The organism is Roseococcus sp., from assembly GCF_965227005.1.
In the GTDB taxonomy this organism is placed as follows: Bacteria; Pseudomonadota; Alphaproteobacteria; order Acetobacterales; family Acetobacteraceae; genus Roseococcus.
The window spans coordinates 1-18,068 of record NZ_CBDDFJ010000005.1 but is presented as its reverse complement, the minus strand read 5'-3'; the positions used below and the strand labels follow the sequence as shown (position 1 = coordinate 18,068).

At 68.8% G+C, this 18,068-nt stretch carries 21 protein-coding genes; 15 read left to right on the top strand and 6 right to left on the bottom strand.

Annotated elements, in window-relative coordinates:
* Window positions 1–34: 34 nt before the first annotated feature.
* From ACO057_RS01890 to ACO057_RS01875, 4 genes are read left to right on the top strand one after another with little or no spacing between them, the layout of a single operon-like run.
* Window positions 35–823 carry a chorismate mutase gene (locus ACO057_RS01890; RefSeq protein ID WP_421988656.1) on the top strand — a complete coding sequence of 263 codons (789 nt, stop codon included), beginning with the start codon at window positions 35–37 and terminating at the stop codon, window positions 821–823.
* Window positions 820–1,911, top strand: coding sequence for a histidinol-phosphate transaminase (gene hisC, locus ACO057_RS01885; protein WP_421988655.1), 1,092 nt, complete (start codon window positions 820–822; stop codon window positions 1,909–1,911). The genes ACO057_RS01890 and hisC overlap by 4 nt, the downstream gene beginning before the upstream one ends.
* Window positions 1,904–2,791: a prephenate/arogenate dehydrogenase family protein gene (locus ACO057_RS01880; RefSeq protein WP_421988654.1), complete on the top strand. Its 888-nt coding sequence runs from the start codon at window positions 1,904–1,906 to the stop codon at window positions 2,789–2,791. The genes hisC and ACO057_RS01880 overlap by 8 nt, the downstream gene beginning before the upstream one ends.
* Before the next feature lie 52 nt (window positions 2,792–2,843).
* The gene (locus ACO057_RS01875; RefSeq protein WP_421988653.1) at window positions 2,844–3,380 is read left to right on the top strand and encodes a DUF1003 domain-containing protein; all 537 of its coding nucleotides are present in this window, start codon (window positions 2,844–2,846) and stop codon (window positions 3,378–3,380) included.
* On the opposite strand, the gene ACO057_RS01870 is transcribed toward ACO057_RS01875, so the two are convergent.
* Entirely contained in the window at window positions 3,377–4,042 is a 666-nt protein-coding gene (locus tag ACO057_RS01870; protein WP_421988652.1) for a Tim44/TimA family putative adaptor protein, read from the bottom strand. The two genes, ACO057_RS01875 and ACO057_RS01870, sit on opposite strands and share 4 nt — an antisense overlap.
* A gap of 108 nt (window positions 4,043–4,150) precedes the next feature.
* Between ACO057_RS01870 and ACO057_RS01865 the strand changes: the two genes are divergently transcribed.
* Both ACO057_RS01865 and ACO057_RS01860 read left to right on the top strand, forming a co-directional pair.
* Window positions 4,151–4,705 carry a histidine phosphatase family protein gene (locus tag ACO057_RS01865; RefSeq protein WP_421988651.1) on the top strand — a complete coding sequence of 185 codons (555 nt, stop codon included), beginning with the start codon at window positions 4,151–4,153 and terminating at the stop codon, window positions 4,703–4,705.
* Window positions 4,706–4,782: 77 nt separating this feature from the next.
* Window positions 4,783–5,694 carry an EamA family transporter gene (locus tag ACO057_RS01860; RefSeq protein WP_421988650.1) on the top strand — a complete coding sequence of 304 codons (912 nt, stop codon included), beginning with the start codon at window positions 4,783–4,785 and terminating at the stop codon, window positions 5,692–5,694.
* A 3-nt stretch (window positions 5,695–5,697) separates the two neighbouring features.
* Here ACO057_RS01860 and ACO057_RS01855 read toward each other — a convergent pair whose 3' ends face one another.
* Window positions 5,698–6,708 (bottom strand): enoyl-CoA hydratase/isomerase family protein, encoded by a 1,011-nt coding sequence (locus ACO057_RS01855; RefSeq protein WP_421988649.1) that lies wholly within the window; start codon window positions 6,706–6,708, stop codon window positions 5,698–5,700.
* Window positions 6,709–6,873: 165 nt separating this feature from the next.
* Here ACO057_RS01855 and ACO057_RS01850 point away from each other — a divergent pair, with 165 nt between their 5' ends.
* Entirely contained in the window at window positions 6,874–7,617 is a 744-nt protein-coding gene (locus ACO057_RS01850) for a superoxide dismutase (RefSeq protein ID WP_421988648.1), read from the top strand.
* 61 nt (window positions 7,618–7,678) lie between these two features.
* Here ACO057_RS01850 and ACO057_RS01845 read toward each other — a convergent pair whose 3' ends face one another.
* The 4 genes from ACO057_RS01845 to ACO057_RS01830 form a co-directional block, all read right to left on the bottom strand.
* Window positions 7,679–8,008: an NIPSNAP family protein gene (locus ACO057_RS01845; protein WP_421988647.1), complete on the bottom strand. Its 330-nt coding sequence runs from the start codon at window positions 8,006–8,008 to the stop codon at window positions 7,679–7,681.
* 65 nt (window positions 8,009–8,073) lie between these two features.
* The gene (locus tag ACO057_RS01840; protein WP_421988646.1) at window positions 8,074–9,699 is read right to left on the bottom strand and encodes a long-chain-fatty-acid--CoA ligase; all 1,626 of its coding nucleotides are present in this window, start codon (window positions 9,697–9,699) and stop codon (window positions 8,074–8,076) included.
* Between the two features lie 82 nt (window positions 9,700–9,781).
* The gene (locus tag ACO057_RS01835; protein ID WP_421988645.1) at window positions 9,782–9,958 is read right to left on the bottom strand and encodes a hypothetical protein; all 177 of its coding nucleotides are present in this window, start codon (window positions 9,956–9,958) and stop codon (window positions 9,782–9,784) included.
* A gap of 9 nt (window positions 9,959–9,967) precedes the next feature.
* Complete coding sequence (locus ACO057_RS01830; protein WP_421988644.1) at window positions 9,968–10,945, bottom strand: Bug family tripartite tricarboxylate transporter substrate binding protein; 978 nt, start codon at window positions 10,943–10,945, stop codon at window positions 9,968–9,970.
* A 116-nt stretch (window positions 10,946–11,061) separates the two neighbouring features.
* Between ACO057_RS01830 and phnC the strand changes: the two genes are divergently transcribed.
* The 8 genes from phnC to ACO057_RS01790 all read left to right on the top strand — a co-directional run.
* The gene (phnC, locus tag ACO057_RS01825) at window positions 11,062–11,886 is read left to right on the top strand and encodes a phosphonate ABC transporter ATP-binding protein (RefSeq protein WP_421988643.1); all 825 of its coding nucleotides are present in this window, start codon (window positions 11,062–11,064) and stop codon (window positions 11,884–11,886) included.
* A gap of 14 nt (window positions 11,887–11,900) precedes the next feature.
* Window positions 11,901–12,908: a phosphate/phosphite/phosphonate ABC transporter substrate-binding protein gene (gene phnD, locus ACO057_RS01820; protein ID WP_421988642.1), complete on the top strand. Its 1,008-nt coding sequence runs from the start codon at window positions 11,901–11,903 to the stop codon at window positions 12,906–12,908.
* A gap of 46 nt (window positions 12,909–12,954) precedes the next feature.
* A complete protein-coding gene (phnE, locus tag ACO057_RS01815) occupies window positions 12,955–13,827 on the top strand; it encodes a phosphonate ABC transporter, permease protein PhnE (protein WP_421988641.1) in 873 nt (290 codons plus the stop codon).
* Window positions 13,824–14,666: a phosphonate ABC transporter, permease protein PhnE gene (gene phnE / locus ACO057_RS01810; RefSeq protein WP_421988640.1), complete on the top strand. Its 843-nt coding sequence runs from the start codon at window positions 13,824–13,826 to the stop codon at window positions 14,664–14,666. Before phnE (ACO057_RS01815) ends, phnE (ACO057_RS01810) begins: the two co-directional genes overlap by 4 nt.
* Before the next feature lie 60 nt (window positions 14,667–14,726).
* Complete coding sequence (locus ACO057_RS01805) at window positions 14,727–15,923, top strand: MFS transporter (RefSeq protein WP_421988639.1); 1,197 nt, start codon at window positions 14,727–14,729, stop codon at window positions 15,921–15,923.
* Between the two features lie 69 nt (window positions 15,924–15,992).
* The gene (gene hemW / locus ACO057_RS01800) at window positions 15,993–17,171 is read left to right on the top strand and encodes a radical SAM family heme chaperone HemW (protein WP_421988638.1); all 1,179 of its coding nucleotides are present in this window, start codon (window positions 15,993–15,995) and stop codon (window positions 17,169–17,171) included.
* Window positions 17,172–17,316: 145 nt separating this feature from the next.
* Entirely contained in the window at window positions 17,317–17,583 is a 267-nt protein-coding gene (locus ACO057_RS01795) for a hypothetical protein (RefSeq protein WP_421988637.1), read from the top strand.
* Window positions 17,584–17,663: 80 nt separating this feature from the next.
* A partial coding sequence (locus ACO057_RS01790; RefSeq protein WP_421988636.1) for a tripartite tricarboxylate transporter substrate-binding protein occupies window positions 17,664–18,068 on the top strand: 405 nt, incomplete at its 3' end.

The window sequence follows — 18,068 nt, the reverse complement described above, 5'->3', positions numbered from 1 at the left end:
GTGGCGCGACGGCACGGCTATGCGTCATTCACCCATGTCCGACGCACCGACCACCAGCGACGCCGCCATCGACACCCTGGGCGCCCTGCGCGCCGAGATCGATACGCTCGACAATTCCATGCACGACCTGCTGATCCGCAGGGCCGAGGTGGTGCAGCGCCTTGCCGCCGGCGGCGCCAAGCCGACCGGCACGGTCCTGCGTCCGGGCCGCGAGGCCTCGATCCTGCGGCGGCTGCTGGCGCGACATACGGGCGCGCTGCCCCGCGTCGCCCTGGTGCGTCTTTGGCGCGAGCTCTTCGCCACCTCCGTCGCCCAGCAGGGCAATTTCTCCATCTCGCTGCCGCCCGACCCCGCTCTGGCACGGATGGCGGCCGAGCATTTCGGCGCGAGCACGCCCCAGCGCCAGCACCCCACCCTCCAGGCGGCCCTGGCCGCGGTCGGCGCGCGGGATGCCAGCATCGCCATCCTCCCCTGGCCGCGCGAGAGCGACGAGGACGAGTGGTGGGCCCGCTTCGACCCGCACAATCTCCAGGTCATCGCCCGGCTGCCCTTCTACAGCGAGCGCGAGCCGCCGCTGGAGGCCGCCGTCATCGGGCTGAACCCGGCCGATCCCTCCGGCCATGACGCGACGCTGCTGCGCCTCGAGGTCCAGGGCGAGCCGAGCCGGGCCTCCCTGGCCACGCTGTCCGGCGAAGGCCGGGTCGTCGCCATGCGGCGCGAGGACGGCTTCACCCGCGCTTTGATCGAGACCACGGGCGCCCCGCCGCCCGATGCCACCATCCTCGGCCGCTACGCCATTCCCGAGCGAGGAGCGAAAGCATGAGCCTCCTGAATCCCCGCCCCACGATCCTCTCGATCGAGCCCTATGTGGGCGGCGAATCGAAGATCCCGGGCGTGAACCGGATCATCAAGCTCTCCAGCAACGAGGGCGCCTTCGGGCCGCCCCCGGCCGCGATGGAGGCCCATGCGGCCATCTCGCGCGAGCTGCACCGCTACCCCGATCCGGGCTCGACCGGCCTGCGCGAGGCGATCGGCGCGCGCTTCGGCCTCGACCCCGCGCGCATCGTCTGCGGCAACGGCTCGGACGAGCTGCTGGCCTATCTGATCCTCGCCTATGGCGGCGAGGGGACCGAGCTGGTCATGTCCGCCCACGGCTTCACCATGTACGACCTGTCGGGCCGCTATGCCGGCTGCACGGTCATCAAGGTGCCGGAGAAGAACCTCACGGCCGATGTGGACGCGATCCTGGCGGCCGTCGGCCCGCGCACCCGCATCGTCTGCATCGCCAACCCCAACAACCCGACCGGCACGCTGCTGCCGAGTGCCGAGATGCGCCGCCTGCGCGCCGGGCTGCGGGGCGACATCCTGCTGGTCATCGACGCGGCCTATGCGGAATACGTCACCGATCCGGATTTCGATCCGGGCAACGCCCTGGTGGATGCCAGCGGCAACACGGTGATGACGCGCACCTTCAGCAAGATCTTCGGCCTCGGCGGCCTGCGTCTGGGCTGGGCCTATATGCCGGCCGAGGTGATGGACATCGTCGGCCGCATCCGCGGGCCCTTCAACGTGAACGCCGCGGCCCAGGCCGCCGGCATCGCCGCCCTCTCCGAGCCGGGCTGGGTGGAGAAGTCCATCGCCCATAACGTGGAATGGCGCGGCAGGCTGGCCGCGGCGCTCGAAGCGGTGGGCATCAAGGCCTGGCCGAGCCACGGCAATTTCTTCCTCGCCGATTTCGGCACGGCCGAGAAGGCCAAGGCCGCCGATGCCTATCTGCGCGCGCGCGGGCTGATCGTGCGCGCTATGGGCTCCTACGGCCTCGGCCAGTGCCTGCGCATCACCATCGGCACCGGCGAGGAATGCACCCTGGTGGCGGAGGCCCTGACCGCCTTCATGAAACAGGATGGCTGAACCCCTCTTTGGCCGGCTCTGCCTGATAGGCGCGGGGCTGATCGGCGGCTCCATCGCCCGCCGCGCCCGAGAGAACGGCGATATCGCGCGCGAGGTCGTGATCAGCGCGCGCACCGGCAAGACGCTGGACCGCGTGCGCGAGCTGGGCTTCGCCGACCGCGTCGAGGAGGATTTCGCCAAGGCCGTCATGGACGCGGATTGCGTGATCCTCTGCGTTCCCGTCGGCGCCTATGCCGAGGTGATGGCGCAGATCGCGCCGCATCTGAAGCCAGGCGCCATTCTCAGCGACGTGGGCTCCACCAAGGGCTCTGTCCTGCGCGACCTCCAGCCTTTGCTGCCCGAGGGCGTGCATCTGGTGCCGGCCCATCCCATGGCGGGTACCGAGTTCTCCGGCCCGGATTCCGGCTTTTCCGCGCTTTTCGAGGGCCGCTACACCATCCTCACCCCGCCCGAGGGCACGGACCCGGCGGCTATCGCGACGCTGCGCGAGATGTGGCAGCGCTGCGGCGCCATGATCGAGTGCATGGACGCGACCACCCACGACAAGGTCGTGGCCATCGTCTCGCATCTGCCGCACCTCATCGCCTTCACCATCTGCGGCACGGCGGACGACCTGTCGGGTGAGACGCGCGAGAGCGTGCTGAAATTCGCCGCCTCGGGCTTCCGGGACTTCACGCGCATCGCCGGCAGCGACGTGGCCATGTGGCGCGACGTCTTCCTGAACAACCGCCCGGCGGTGCTGGAGATGCTGGCCCGCTTCACCGAGGATGCGCAGGCCTTCGGCCGCGCGATCCGCTGGGGCCAGGAAGACTTCATCGTCGACCGCATCCAGCGGGGCCGGAAGATCCGCAAGGAATTGATCGAGCACAAGCAGGCCTGAACGGGCCGCGGATGGGCTAGCCTGGGCCGGAGAACGATCCGGAGCCCGCCGCATGCCCTTTTTCCATCTGAGCGCCGAGGAGAGGGAGCAGCTGCTTCAGCTCCGCGCGGAGAAGCCGGCGCGCCGCCCCAAGGCGATCCAGACCGATACCGGGCAGAGGATCGCGGATCTGGTGGCGCGGACGGTGGGTTCCTGGCGCTTCATCGTCATCCAAAGCGCGCTGCTGGTGGTTTGGATCGCCCTGAACGTGACGGGCTATGTCCTGCAATGGGACCCCTATCCGTTCATCCTGCTGAACCTCGCCCTCTCGTTCCAGGCGGCCTACACGGCGCCCATCATCATGATGAGCCAGAACCGCCAGTCGGAGATCGACCGCGCGCATGCGGAGTTCGACTATCGGGTGAACGTGAAGGCGGAGCTTGAGATCGAGGCGCTGCACGCCAAGCTCGACGCGCTGCGCGAGCAGGAGATCCTGAAGATGATGGGGATCATCGAGCGTCTGTCGGAACACCTGGCGGTGCATCAGCCCCAGGAGAGCCCGGCACCGGATCCGGCACCGGGTTGGTCGGTCATGCGTCCTGAGGATTAGGCGCTGCGCGTCGCCGCCAGCTTCCAGGTCGGGTCCTTCTGGGACACGTCGCGCTGAAAGCTCCAGATATCCACGACCTCCGTCACGGCGTCCGCGCCGGCGACGATTTCCTGGTTGCGGGTGGTGATGTTCACCTGGTCGGAGACGAAGCGGACCGTCACCTCGGCGATGTTGCCGGTCAAGGCGGCACCCTCGATCGCGATCTCCTGCATGGCGCGGAGCTCGGTGCGCTGGGTCTCGCCGGCATTCTCGCGTGCCGTCACCGCCTGCTCGAAGCCGGCATAGGTGTCGTCCGAGAGGAGCGAGCGCAGCGTCTGGCGATCGCCCTGGGCGAAGGCGGCCACGATCATGCGGAACGCGCCCTCGGCGCCGTCCAGGAAGGCATTGGGCTCGAAGGCGGGATCGGCGGCCGCGATGCGCGACAAGGCCTGGCCCGCCTGGCTGGAGGTGATGGGCAGCACGCGGCGCACGGAATCGGAGCGCGCGGGCGCGACGTCGTCGGTGACGGCCTCTATCCGGGCCGAGCGCGCTTCGGGCATGCCCGGCGTGGCGGGCGGGCGTTCATAGCCCTGGCGCTTTCCCAGCACGCTGCGCAAGCGCAGCACGAGAAAGGCCGCGACCATCGCGAACAGGATCAGATCGATAGGAAAACCGCCCGACATAGGTAACCTCCAAGGCTCATCTAATTAGGCACGGCATGGCCTCGCCGCAATGTCTTGTTCCTGAATCACCCGCTTGCCGGCTGCGGAACGTCCGGCTACGCCTCGGTTATGATCTTCCTCCGCCACGGACAGAGCGAGTTCAACCTCCATTTCTCGGTGACCCGGGTCGATCCCGGCATCGTCGATCCGAAGCTGACTCCGCTCGGCCACGAGCAGGCAGCCCAGGCCGCCGAGACCTTGGCCCAGCGCGACATCCGCCGGATCATCGTCTCGCCCTATACCCGCGCCCTCGAAACGGCGACGCCGGTGGCGCGGGCGCTGGGGCTTCCCCTCACCGTAACGCCCGTGGTGAGCGAGCGTTACGCCTTTGTCTGCGATGTGGGCTCGCCCACCAGCCATCTTCGCTCGAATTTCCCCGAAGTCGGCTTCCACGCGATCGACGAGGTCTGGTGGCCGGCGATCGAGGAGCCGCGCGAGCAGCTCATGGAACGCGCCGCCCTGTTCCGCGCCGAGATGGCCGCGCTGGACGACTGGGCGCACACGGTCGTCGTGTCGCATTGGGGCTTCATCCTCGCCTTTACCGGCCAGTCGGTCATGAACGGCCAGATGATCGAGGCGGACCCGACCGCCGCCGCGCCGCGGGACTTCGCCTGGAAGCATTAGGATGCCGATCGTTGCGATCCCAGGCTGGCGCCGCACGCGGCGATAGGTAAGCTCCCTTGATCTAAGGGATTTTCCGAGTGCCGCTCTGGGTCGCCATCACGCTTTCCGCCGCTCTGTTCCAGTGCTGGCGCACCGCCCTTCAGCAACGGCTCCGCGGCCAGCTTTCGCTCAACGGCGCGGCGGTGGTCCGCTACCTCTACGGCGTGCCCTTCGGGCTGATGATCCTGGGCGTCTACTGGCTCATCTTCGGGGGCAGCTTCGGTCCGGTGACCTGGTGGTTCATCGGGCTCTGCGCGATGGCCGGACTGTTCCAGATCTTCGGCACCAACCTGCTCATCGCCTCCTTCGGGCCACGCGGCTTCGCGGTGGGCACGGCCTATTCCAAGACCGAGGCGGTGCAGGCCTCCTTCCTGTCGATCCTGCTGCTGGGGGACCACCTACCGGTCCTCGCCTGGATCGGGATCGCCGTCAGCGTCTTCGGCGTGATGTATCTGACGCTCGCCGGGCGCGGGCTGAACGGGCGGGACATCCTGCGCGCCACCTTCCAGCCGGCGGCGCTCTGCGGCATCGGCGCGGGCTTCTTCTTCGCCTTCACCTCGATCTTCGTGCGCAAGGCCAATCTGGAGCTGGAGGGCGCGGACAACATCCTCAAGGCGCTGTTCTCGGTGGTGGTCACGAACGTGATCCAGACGCTGGTGCAGGGCGGCTGGCTGCTGTTGCGCGAGCCCAAACAGCTGGGTGCCGTGTTCCGCAGCTGGCGAAGCTCCATGCAGGTGGGCGCGCTCTCGGCCTTCGGGTCGAGCTGCTGGTTCGTGGGCTTCTCGCTGGCCCCCGTCGCGCTGGTGCGCGCCGTGGGACAGGTCGAGATCATTTTCACCCTGCTCTTCAGCCGCTTCTTCCTGGGCGAGCGGCTGAAGACGAAGGACGTGGTGGGCGCGCTGACGCTGGTCGCGGGCGTCGTGCTCGTTCTGGTCGGCGCGCTCAGTTAACGGCTACTCGAACAGCGCGAGGATCTTCGCGGGCTCGACCTCTTCCAGCGTCCTGGGCGACCATTCGGGCTTGCCGTCCTTGTCGACCAGCACGCTGCGCACGCCCTCGCGGAAATCCGGATGGTCGTGCACGACGCTGCGGGTCAGCTTCAGCTCCTCGTCGAGGCAGCCGCGCAGGTCCAGCTTCGCGCCGCGGCGCAGCAGCTCCAGCGAGACGCTGAGACTGGTCGGCGACATGCGGCGCAGCGTCTTGATCTGCGCGGCGGACCATTCGGTGTCCTCGGCCTCCAGGCCGTCGAGGATGCCGAGCATGCTGTCCATGGAGAAGCAGCGGCCGATGGCCTCCATATGCGGCGCGAAGCTTGCCTCGGGCGGCGTCTGGGCGAAGCGGTCGATGACCGCCACGTCGCCCGTCTGGACCAGGGCGGCGCGCATTTCGGCGAACTTCTCGCGCGGGACGAAATGCGTCGCGAGGCCGGCATGCACCGCATCGGCGCCATTGAGGCGCGCGCCCGTGAGCGCGAGCCAAGTGCCGACGGAATTGGGCAGCCGGGGCAGGATGTAGCTGGTGCCGACATCGGGGAAGAGCGCGATGGCGGTCTCGGGCATCGCCAGCAACGCGTGCTCGCTGACCACGCGCGGGCCGTTGTGGATGGCGAGGCCGATGCCGCCGCCCATGCAGACGCCGTCGATCAGCGAGACCCAGGGCTTGGGGAAGAGCGCGATGCCCTCATTGACCGCATATTCCTCGGTGAAGAAGGCGGCGACGGGCGCGCGATCGCCCGCGACGGCGGCCTCGCGGACGGCGCGCACATCGCCGCCGGCGCAGAAGGCGCGGCCGCCGGCGCCCTCGAGCAGGACCAGCTTGACGGAGGCGTCGTCCTTCCACTGCGCGATGGCGGCGGCGAAGTCCCGGATCATCCCGATATCGAGCGCGTTCAGCGCCTTGGGGCGATTCATCAGGAGGGTGCCGGCGGGGCCTTCGCGATTCAGGATCAGGCTGGCTTCGGTCATGGAACGTCCTCGTTATGGGCTTCATCGGCGGTAGCGCGGGGGGCGGGGGCTGGCAAGAAGGGGCAAGCGGGCCAAGAAATTCACCGTCCGTCCATCCGGGATACGGCTATAGACGTTCAGTGCTGGGATCCGACTTTCCGAAGCCCCCCTGAGGAGGAACGACACATGGCCTTTATTCAACGGCGCGGCCTGATGCTGGGCGCAGTCGGACTGGGTTTCACGGGCCTGATGCGTCCGGCCTTCGCCCAGGCGCCTGCCGCCGCCCCCACTGCCGCGCCCACGGGCCCCTTCACCCTGCCGCCGCTCGGCTATGCCTTCGACAAGAACGAGGCCGCGATCGACGCGCGCACGATGGAGCTTCATCACCGCTTCCACCACCAGGCCTATGTGACCGGCCTCAACGCCGCCGTCGCCGGCCAGGACGCGCTGGCGCGGATGCCGCTGGACGAGCTGGTAACCAACTACGCCCAGGCGCCCGAGGCGCTGCGCACCCGCCTGCGCAACTTCGGCGGCGGGCATGCGAACCACAGCATGTTCTGGGAGATCATGGGCGGCGCCGGCGGCGAGCCGTCCGGTCCGCTGAAGGCGGCGATCGACCGCGATCTCGGCGGCTTCGGCGAGCTCAAGAACCGCTTCAACGCCGCGGCGATGGGCGTCTTCGGCTCGGGCTGGTCCTTCGTGACGGTAACGCGCGAGGGGCGGCTGGCGATCACGACCAAGCCCAACCAGGACAGCCCGCTGATGGACGGCCAGCGCGCGCTGATGGGCAATGACGTGTGGGAGCACGCCTATTACCTGCGCTACCAGAACCGCCGCGTGGAATATGTCGGCAAGTGGTGGGACGTGCTGGACTGGGCCAGGATCAGCGCGCGGTTCGACGCGGCGATGGCCGGCACGCTGAAGGTGTGAGCGGAGGGGGCATCGCCCCCTCGCGCGTCGTCAGGTCAGGGCCGGAAGCCCTGGCCTTGGGCTACTTGGCCTTCCACTTCGTGAAGTGCGGCGCTTCCTTCACGATGCGGTTCTCCATCTTCACCAGCATGCCGGCCTTGGCCCCTTCGGCCAGGAAGGAAGCCCAGGCCGGATCGGCCGCCATGGCGGCGCGGCGCTGCTCGCGGTCGCCCTGATCCTTGTAGGACCAGAGATGGACGACGGTGTTCAGCTCACCCTCCACGGTCGTGTACCAGCCGAGGCAGTTCTCCAGATACTTGAGCTGCAACGGCCAGGCTTTCTCCTCATAGAGCTTCACGAACTCCATCATGCGGTTGGGGAGGCAGGTGTAGATGCGGACGTCGACGATCATGGGGAATTCCTCGTGATGGATGCCCCATCATCGCCGAGCCGGGGCGCGTGTAAATCGGCAGTGCGTCAGACGGGCAGCACATAATCCTTGAATTGCCGCTTCAGCTCGGCCTTCCACAGCTTGCCCGTCGCGGTCATCGGCAGCGCGTCGACGAATTCCACGCGGTCGGGCATCCACCATTTCGCGACCTTGCCGTCGAGCACGGCGAGGATGCTTTCCGGTGTCGGCTCCGTTCCGGTCTTCCGCACGACCAGCAGCAGCGGCCGCTCGTCCCATTTGGGGTGATGCACGGGGATCGCGGCGGCCATCGCCACGTCCGGATGCGCCATGGCCAGGTTCTCCAGCGTGATGGAGCTGATCCACTCGCCGCCGGACTTGATGACGTCCTTCGCGCGATCGACGATCTCGATCTGCCCCAACTCGTCGATGGTCACGACATCGCCCGTGCGGAACCAGCCGTCGGGCGTGACGGCGGGGTCGCTCTCGCGGCGGAAATAGCCGCCGGCAACCCAGGGGCCCTGCACCTCCAGCTCGCCGAAGGCCACGCCGTCCTCGGCGATGGGCTTGCCGTCGCCGTCCAGCACCCGGAAATCCACGCCGAAGAGCGCGCGGCCCTGCTTGCGGCCATAGGCGAGCTTGCGGTCCTCGTCCCAATCCGCGTTCTCGGGCTTGAGCGCGTTGAGGCTGCCCAGCGGGCTCATCTCCGACATGCCCCAGGCGTGCAGGATCGGGATGCCGTATTCCTTCAGGAAGCCCGAGGTGATGGCGACGGGCAGCGCCGTGCCGCCCACCACCAGCCGCGGTGGCTTGGTGAATTTGCGCGCCGGATCCTCGCGCAGCCATTGCAGCATCAGCGTCCAGATCGTCGGCACGCCGGCGGAGAAGGTGACGATCTCGGTCTCGAAGAGCTTGAACAGGCTCGCCGGATCGAGCTTCGGCCCCGGCAGCACCAGCGAGGACCCAGCCATCGGCGCGGCATAGGGCGTGCCCCAGGCGTTCACGTGGAACATGGGCACCACGGGCATGACGACGTCCACGGCGGCGAGGCCGAAGGCGTCGGGCTGGATGGCGGCCATGGCGTGCAGCACGGTGGAGCGGTGCGAATAGAGCACGCCCTTGGGCATGCCGGTCGTGCCCGAGGTGTAGCAGAGCGAGGAGGCGGAGCGCTCGTCGAATTCGGGCCAGGCATAATCGCCGGATTCCGCGGCGCTGAGCGCGCCTTGCTCCAGCACCTCCACGGGGAAGTCCGGCTTCGGGGCGGGGCGCATCAGCACGACGGCGCGCAGGGATTTCGGCAGACGATCGGCGATGGCGGTCAGGGCCGGCAGCACCACGGGGTCCACGAAGACGAGCACGTCCTGCGCGTCCTCCAGGATATAGGCGATCTGGTCGGCGAAGAGGCGCGGATTCACCGTGTGCAGCACGGCGCCCATGCCGGAGACGGCGTAATAGAGCTCCAGATGCTGCCGCGAGTTCCAGCCGAGGGTCGCGACCCGGTCCCCGGGCTGCACGCCGAGCCGGATCAGCGCCTGGGCCAGCCTCGCAGCGCCCTGGGCGACTTCGGGCCAGTTCGAGCGGCTGGCGATTCCCTCGGGATCGACGGAAACGATCTTCGCACCGCGGTGATGCTTCGCCGCATGGCGCAGGATCGAGGAGACGAGAAGTTGATGATCCTGCATCAGGCCGCGCATGAAGTCCTCCCTGGAAGTCTCTTATTGGGAGCATCATGGCGGCCCGATGGGCTGAAAGCCAGCTTGCGATCAGCCCCTCGCGTTAACGCGGATTCGGCAGTTCGCGGTTCAGGATCACCTGGCCGCCGGTGGTCATCGAGCCGCGCTGGAAGTTCATCGGGCCGATGGGAATGTCCGGCACGCCCGACGCGCCCGGCGAGGTGTCGAGCGAGGCGCAGGCGGCAAGCGCCAGGACCAGCATCAGAGGAAGGGCACGCATCATCATATTCTACTCCGCACGAAGGTTGGCGCTGCGGATCAGCTCGCCCCACATCGTCGTTTCGCGGGCGAGTAGGTCCCGCAGATAGGTCGCGTCGCCGGGGATCAGCTCTACACCCTGCTCCGCCATCCGGGAACGCAGGTTCGCATCCTCCGTGGCGACGCGCAGCGCGGCCGTCAGTTTCCGCACGACCGGCTCCGGCGTCCCGGCCGGCGCGAAGACGCCCTGCCAGAACACGGCCTCGAAGCCCGGCACCGTGTCGGCGACGGGCGGCAGCTCGGGCACCAGCGCGTTGCGCGCGGTGGAGGAGATGGCGAGGCCGCGAGTCGCGCCCTCGCGCAGGGCCGGGATGGCCTCCAGCAGGGCCGAGAACATCGCCTGGATGCGCCCGGCGCGCAGCTCGATCAGGGCGGGGGTGCCGCCACGGAAGGGGATGTGCACGACGTCGAGATTCGCGCGCGCGGCGAAGAGCGCCTGCGCCAGATGGTTCACGGCACCCGTTCCGCTGCTGCCGAAATTCACCTTGCCGGGATTGGCGTGGCAATAGGCGATGAACTCGGCCGTGCTGCGGACCGGCAGGCCGGGATGCACGTGCAGCGCAAAGGCGGAGCGGAACATCATCCCCACCGGAATCAGATCGCGCATCGGCTCGCGCGGCGTGAGGTTGGGTTGCAGCGCCGGATTGATGGCGAGCGTCGAGGTGCCGGCCAGCAGCGTGTAGCCATCGGGCCGTGCCTGGGCGACGTAGGTATTGGCGACGGCGGTGGCCGCGCCGACGCGGTTCTCGATTACCACCGGCACGCCGAGTTCGCGCGCCATGCGCTCGGCGACGACGCGGGCGGTCACATCGGTCACGCCGCCGGGCGCATAGCCTGAGGCCATGGCGATGGCGCGGCTGGGATAGGCCTCCTGGGCGCCGGCTGGCGTCGCTCCACTCGCCAAGGCAAGCAGGCCGGGCGCGGCCAGCAGGGTGCGGCGGGTACTCATGGCGATCCTCCAGAAACTTTCTTGGGGAGAAGCGTGTCTGTCATCAGGCTTCCGCGCAACCGTCATCTGGATGCAATAAATTGCGCCTAAGCCCCGCTCGTCTGGCGGAGTTGATGATGCTTGAGATCGAAGGACTGACGCGCCGCTTTGGCGACAAGGCGGCGGTGGACGGCGTGAGCCTGCGGATTCCGGCCGGGCAGATGGTGGGCGTGATCGGTCGTTCCGGCGCGGGCAAGTCCACGCTGCTGCGCCTCATCAACCGGCTCGCCGAACCGAGCGAGGGCCGCATCGTCTTCGAGGGACGCGACGTCACGCGCCTCAAGGGCGGCGGCCTGCGTGACTGGCGCACGGAATGCGCGATGATCTTCCAGCAGTTCAACTTGGTGCAGCGCCTCGACGTGCTGACCAATGTGCTGATTGGCCGGCTCAACCACCGCCACGGATTCCTCGCCAAGATCGGTTCGCTGCTCAGCCAGTTCACGCCCGAGGAGCGCGCCATGGCGCTCGCCGCGCTCGACCGTTTCGACCTGCTGAGCACGGCGCTGCAACGCTCCGACACGCTTTCGGGCGGGCAGCAGCAGCGCGTCGCCATCTGCCGCGCGCTGATGCAGCAGCCGCGCCTGATCCTCGCCGACGAGCCGATCGCGAGCCTGGATCCGCGCAACGCCCGCACGGTGATGGACGCGCTGGCCCAGGTGAACCGCGACGGCATCACGGTGCTGGTGAATCTCCATCACCTCGACACGGCGCGCGAGTACTGCAACCGCGTCGTCGCCATGCAGCAGGGCCGCGTCGTTTTCGACGGCTCGCCCTCCGAGCTCAACGCGGCGCGCATCACGCAGATCTACGGCATCACCGAAGCCGAATTCCAGGCCGAGGCCGCCGCGGCCGTGAGGGCCACGCCCGTTTTCGACGTGCCACGCCAGACGGCGATGGCCTGAACACCGCACGGAGAATGAACATGATCAACCGCCGCTACCTCGGCGCGCTGGCGCTGGGCGCCACCGCCTTCGCCACGCAGAGCGCCCGCGCACAGACCGCCGCCCCGCGCCGCACGGCCGATGCCGGCGTCGCCATGCCGGCCGCCGGCCGCAAGGCCTGGGCCGATCAGGTCCCGACGCTGCGCATCGGCCTGCTGGGCGGCGAGAACGAAGCCGACCGCCTTGGCCGTTTCGGCGCCTACCAGAATCTGCTGGCCGAGACCTTCAAGATTCCCGTCCGCCTCTTCCCCGCCAGCGACTATTCGGGCGTGCTGCAGGCGTTCAGCGCGAAGCAGATCGAGATGTCCTCGCTCGGCTCCTCCGGCTATGCCGGCGCCTGGCTCGACACCAATGGCGGCATCCAGCCGCTGGTGGTGCCGGAGGAGAATGACGGCTCCATCGCCTATCACTCCGTGCTGGTGGTCCGCTCCGACAGCGGTATCGCGAACCTCGAGCAGATGCGCGGCAAGAGCCTCGCCTGGGCTGATCCGAACTCCACCTCAGGCTACCTGATCCCGCGCTTCGCGCTGCGCCGCCAGGGCATTGGCGTCGAGCCGGGCCAGTATTTCTCCCGGACCGGCTTTGCCGGAGGGCATGAGCAGGGTGTCGTTGCCGTGCTGCAGCGCCAGTATGATGGGGCAGTGACCTGGGTTTCGGGCCAGGGCGACCCGGCGCAGGGCTACAGCCGCGGCAATCTCCGCGCGATGGTGGACAAGGGCATGCTCAACATGGCCGATCTCCGCGTGCTCTGGACCTCGGACCCGATCCCGAACGGCCCGCTCGCCTCGCGCAGCGACCTGCCCGCCTCCTTCCAGGAGGACATGAAGCTGTTCCACCTGGCGCTGCCCAAGACCCACCCCGCGATCTACGAGCAGATCGAGCGCGGCGGCGGCACGGGTTACCGCGAGGCGACGCACGACATCTTCCAGATCATTGTCGACCTGCGCCGCGAAGAAGCTGCCGCGCGCCGCCGCCGGAGCTGAGAATCAGGGTGCCCGCAGGGTTGGTCCTTTGCTGATGCGGGTCCCCGTGTCGTCCGCCATCGCGGCGCAGGAAGCGGCCTACCGCGACCTGCGCCGGCAGCGCCGCATGGCCACGCTGACCGGCGTGGCCGTGCTCGTCGTCCTCCTGGCCGCGGCGGCCTGGATGAGCGAGTTCTATCCGTCCTCGGTGATCGCCGGCTTCCCGCGCATCGGCGAGTATTTCTCCAAGGTGCTGCCCTCGCTCGAATGGGCGAACCTTCTCTCCGGAGCGGAGACGGAAGGCAGCATCGCCTTCTGGTTCTACCGGTTGGATGCCTGGCTGCTGTTGCTCGTCGAGACGGCGCAGATGGCCGCGATCGCGACCGTGGCGGGCGCTGCGGTGGCGCTGCTTCTCGCCTTTCCTGCCGCGAAGAATCTCGGCGCGCCGAACTGGGTCTTCCAGCTGACGCGGCGCGTGCTGGAAGCCACGCGCACAGTGCCCGAGATCGTCTTCGCGCTGATCTTCGTCTGGGCCTTCGGCGTGGGCGCTCTGGCCGGAATTCTCGCCATCGCGCTGCACACGACCGGCGCGCTCGGCAAGCTCTTCGCCGATGCGATGGAGAACGTGGAGCTCCGCCCCTGGGATGGCGTCCGCGCCTCGGGCGGAACCTGGTTCGAGGCCTGCCGCTTCGCCGTGCTGCCCGCCGCCGCGCCGGATCTGCTGAGCTATGCGATGCTGCGCTTCGAGGTGAACCTGCGCTCGGCCAGCGTCATCGGCTTCGTCGGCGCGGGCGGCATCGGCGAGGAGCTCTACAAGGTGATCTCCTTCAATTACTACGAGGAGATCAGCGCCATCATCCTGCTCATCATCCTCGCGGTGATGCTGATCGACATGACCTCCGAACGGTTGCGGCGCCGCGTGATCGAGGCCGCGACGTGAGCGCGCATATGGCCCCCGCCGAGATCGAGGCCTGGCGCGCGCGCATGCCACGCGCCTTCGGCCCCACCGTGCAAGGCAGAATGCTGCGCGTGCTGGGCGGCGTGGCCTTCCTCACCTGGCTGATCGGCACGCTCTGGATGTTCCAGGTCACGCCGCAGCGGCTGTGGAACGGGCTCAACGGCCTGGGGGTCATCGTCCGGCTGATGATCCCGCCCTCGCCCGGCGAGCTCTGGCTGGATATCCTTCGCGGCATCGGCGAGAGCCTCGCCATGGCCTTCCTCGGCACCTTCATCGCGGCGGTGATCGCGCTGCCGCTCGGCTTCCTGGGCGCGCGCAACGTGGTGACGAACACGCTGTTCCGCTTCTCGCTGCGCCGCTTCTTCGATGGCATGCGCGGCGTGGACTCGCTCATCTGGGCGCTGGCCTATGTGCGCGCCGTAGGGCTCGGCCCGCTGGCGGGCGTGCTCGCCATCGCCACGGCGGATATCGCGGTGCTGGCAAAACTCTTCGCCGAGGCGATCGAGAACGCGGAGAAGAAGCAGGCCGAGGGCATCGCGGCCTCGGGCGGCTCCTCGCTGATGGTGATGCGCTTCGGCCTGTTGCCGCAGGTGGCGCCGATCATGCTCGGCCACGTGCTCTATTTCTTCGAGAGCAACACGCGCAGCGCGACCATCCTGGGCGTCGTCGGCGCGGGCGGCATCGGCCTCCAGATCGCCGAGCGCATCCGTGTCCGCTACTGGGACGAGGTGGCCTTCATCATCATCCTGATGGTGCTGACGGTGGCCGCGATCGACTGGATTTCGGGCCGCGTGCGACGTAAGCTCATCGGCGCGCGTTAGAGGCGGGCTGGCCCGGGCCAGCCCGTCACGCTTCCCGCTGGCGGATCAGGATCATCGCTCGTGAATTCGCCCCTCGCAGCCCTGAACGCCCTCAACTTTTTCATGGCCGATGTGCGCGACGGCCTGGGGCCGTTCCTCGGCGTCTTCCTTCAGGGCAAGGGCTGGTCGCCCGGCGAGATCGGCCTGGTGATGACCATCGGCGGCCTCGCCGGCATGGCGGCCGCCACGCCGCTCGGCATGATGGTGGACCGCTCCCGCCGCCTGCGCCTGCTTCTGGGCCTGGCGGCCATCGCCATCATCCTCTCCTGCGGGGCCAACTTCGTGATGCCGGTGCTGGGCGTCGTGGCGCCGGCGCAGATCGTCTCCGGCATCGCCGCCGCGGTGGTGGCGCCGGCCGTGGCGGGGCTGACCCTGGGCCTGGTGGGCCAGAAGGGCTATCCGCACCAGCTCGGCCGCAACGAGGCCTGGAACCACGCGGGCAATGCGGCCGCGGCCGTGCTTTCGGGCGGGCTCGGCTGGATGTTCGGCCTGCCCGCCGTCTTCGTGTTGATGGCGGCCATGGCGGGCGGCTCCATCTTCGCCCTGCTCAGCATTCCGGCGGACGCCATCGATCACGCCGCGGCGCGCGGTGCGGGCGATACCGAGGAGGCATCCACAGCCTCCCTGCGCGATCTTCTCGCCAATCGCCCGTTAAGGGGGCTGGCCGCAACGATGATGCTGTTCCACCTCGCCAATGCGGCCATGCTGCCGTTGCTGGGACAGTCGATGGTCGCCCGCGGCACGGCGGGCGACGCCAGCGCCTATACCGCCGCCACCGTCCTCGTCGCTCAAGGCACCATGATCCCGATGGCGCTGCTGGCGGCCTGGCTGGCGGAACGGCGCGGCTACTGGATCGTCTTCGTGCTGGCGCTTGCCGCGCTACCGCTGCGGGGCGCGCTGGCGGGCTCCATCCAGCACCCGATGGTGCTGATCCCCGTGCAGATGCTGGACGGCGTCGGCGCGGGGCTCCTGGGGGTCGCGATGCCCGGCCTGATCGCGCGGCTCCTGAACGGGACGGGGCGGGTGAACACCGGCCTGGCCCTGGTGATGACGGCGCAGGGTATCGGCGCCGCCTGCAGCCCCCTGCTGGCGGGGCTGGTGGCGGAATGGCTCGGCTACGGCGTCGCCTTCCTGGTTCTGGGCCTCATCGCGGCGGCGGCACTGGCGCTCTGGTTGGCGGCCGGCGACAGGCCCCGGCGAGATGTCGGCCGGGCGTGATGCGCCTTGCCTGGAGAAGGGTTCAGGTCCGGCGTTTCACCGCCGGGCCAAGACGCCTATATGCCGGACGTGACCGAACCCCTCGCCCTCTACATCCATTGGCCCTTCTGCGCCTCCAAATGCCCCTATTGCGATTTCAACTCGCATGTCCGGGAAGGCGGCGTGGACCATGCGCGCCACCGCGCGGCCTTGCGGCGCGAGCTGGCCCATGAGGCCGAGCGACTGGCATCCGCCGAGCCCGGCCGGAACTCCCGGCGCCCGCTCGCCAGCATCTTCTTCGGCGGCGGCACGCCGAGCCTGATGGAGCCCGAGACCGTCGCCGCCCTCATCGCGGATGCGCGCCAGCTCTTCGATGCGGCCGCCGACATCGAGATCACGCTGGAGGCCAACCCCACCAGCGTCGAGACCGGCAAGCTGCGCGAATTCGCCGCTGCCGGGGTGAACCGCGCCTCGCTTGGCGTGCAATCGCTGGACGCCGAGGCGCTGCGCTTCCTGGGCCGACGCCACGACGCGCCGCAGGCCATCGCTGCGCTGGAGGCCGCGCGGGGTATCTTCCCGCGGCTGTCCTTCGATCTGATCTATGCCCGTCCCGGCCAGTCCGAGGACTCCTGGCGGGCCGAGCTGCGCCAGGCGCTGGCGCTCGCCGCCGATCATCTCAGCCTCTACCAGCTCACCATCGAGCCCGGCACGCGCTTCTTCACCGAGCATGCGCGCGGCGCCTTCGCCCTCCCGCAGGAGGATGACGCGGCGCGGATGTACGAGGCCACGGCGGAAGAGGCCGCGCGCTTCGGCCTCGCGCCCTATGAGGTCAGCAACTACGCCAAGCCCGGCGCCGAGAGCCGGCACAACCTCGCTTATTGGCGCTATGGCGACTACCTCGGCATCGGCGCCGGCGCGCATCAGCGATTGCTGCTGAACGGCGCGATGATCGCGACGCGCCGGCACCGCGCGCCGGAGGAATGGCTCTCGCGCGTCGAGGCTTCGGGCCATGCCATCGTGGAGGAGGAAACGCTCTCCCCGCGCGACCGTGGCCGCGAAGCGCTGCTCATGGGCCTTCGCCTCGCCGAGGGGGTCAATCCCGCCCGCATCGAGGCCCGCAGCGGCCTGACCTTCCTGGAGACCATCGATCCCACGATGCTCACCGCCTGCCTGGAGGAGGAGTATCTCGAATGGCAGGGCTCCCGCCTGGTGGCGACGCCCGAGGGTCGGGTCCGGCTCGACGACTTGCTTCCGGCCTTGCTTCGCTGAGCGCGAATGCCTAATATCCGCGCATGTTCCTGACGAGCACCACGCTGCGAATTACGCGCCCGGCCGGTTGATCCGCGCCGCGATGTCGTGGCGCGTCACCGCGCCGGGCCTCGCCCTCGCAACCGTGTCCCAGGAATCTTTCGAAATGTCCGATACCGTCTCCGTGCTCTTCACGGTCGAAGCCGAGGCTTCGCCCTGCCTGCTTCCCCGATTGCTCCAGCCCTTCGCCAAGCGTGGCCTGATGCCGGACCACATGGTGTCCCAGCATCATCGCGGCCGCATGCGCGTGGAGCTCGGCATGGAGCATATGCCGGCCGGGATGGTGCATCTCGTTGCCGGCAATCTCGGCCAGGTGGTGGGCGTGCATCGCGTGGTCGAGCATCGCGAAGAAAATTTGCGCGCCGCAGCCTGAATCTCTCCTCGTTCGCCCTCGAACGGTTGCCGGCCGCGCCGACGCATCTAGGCTGGCCGCAACCATAAAGGGAAACGTCCATGCCTCTGCTTCATCCGCGAATCTCGCGCCGCGCCGCCCTTGCCATCGCGGCCGGGCTGGGTGCGCCCGCCGTTGCGCGGGCTCAGGCCTTTCCGTCCAAGTCGCTGCGCATCATCGTGCCCTATACGCCAGGTGGGACGACCGACATCGCGACCCGCCTCATCGCCGAGCCGCTGGGCCGTGCGCTGGGTCAGACCATCGTCGTGGAGAACCGGGCGGGCGCCAACAGCATCGTCGGCGCGGGCGCCGCCGCGAGCAGCCCGGCCGATGGCTACACGCTGGTGATGGTTCTGCCGGCGCATGCGGCTAATGCCACGCTCCAGGCGGGCAAGCTGCCCTTCGACGTGATCGGCAGCTTCGCTCCCGTCTCCCTGGCTGTGACATCGCCGCTCGTCGCGGCGGGC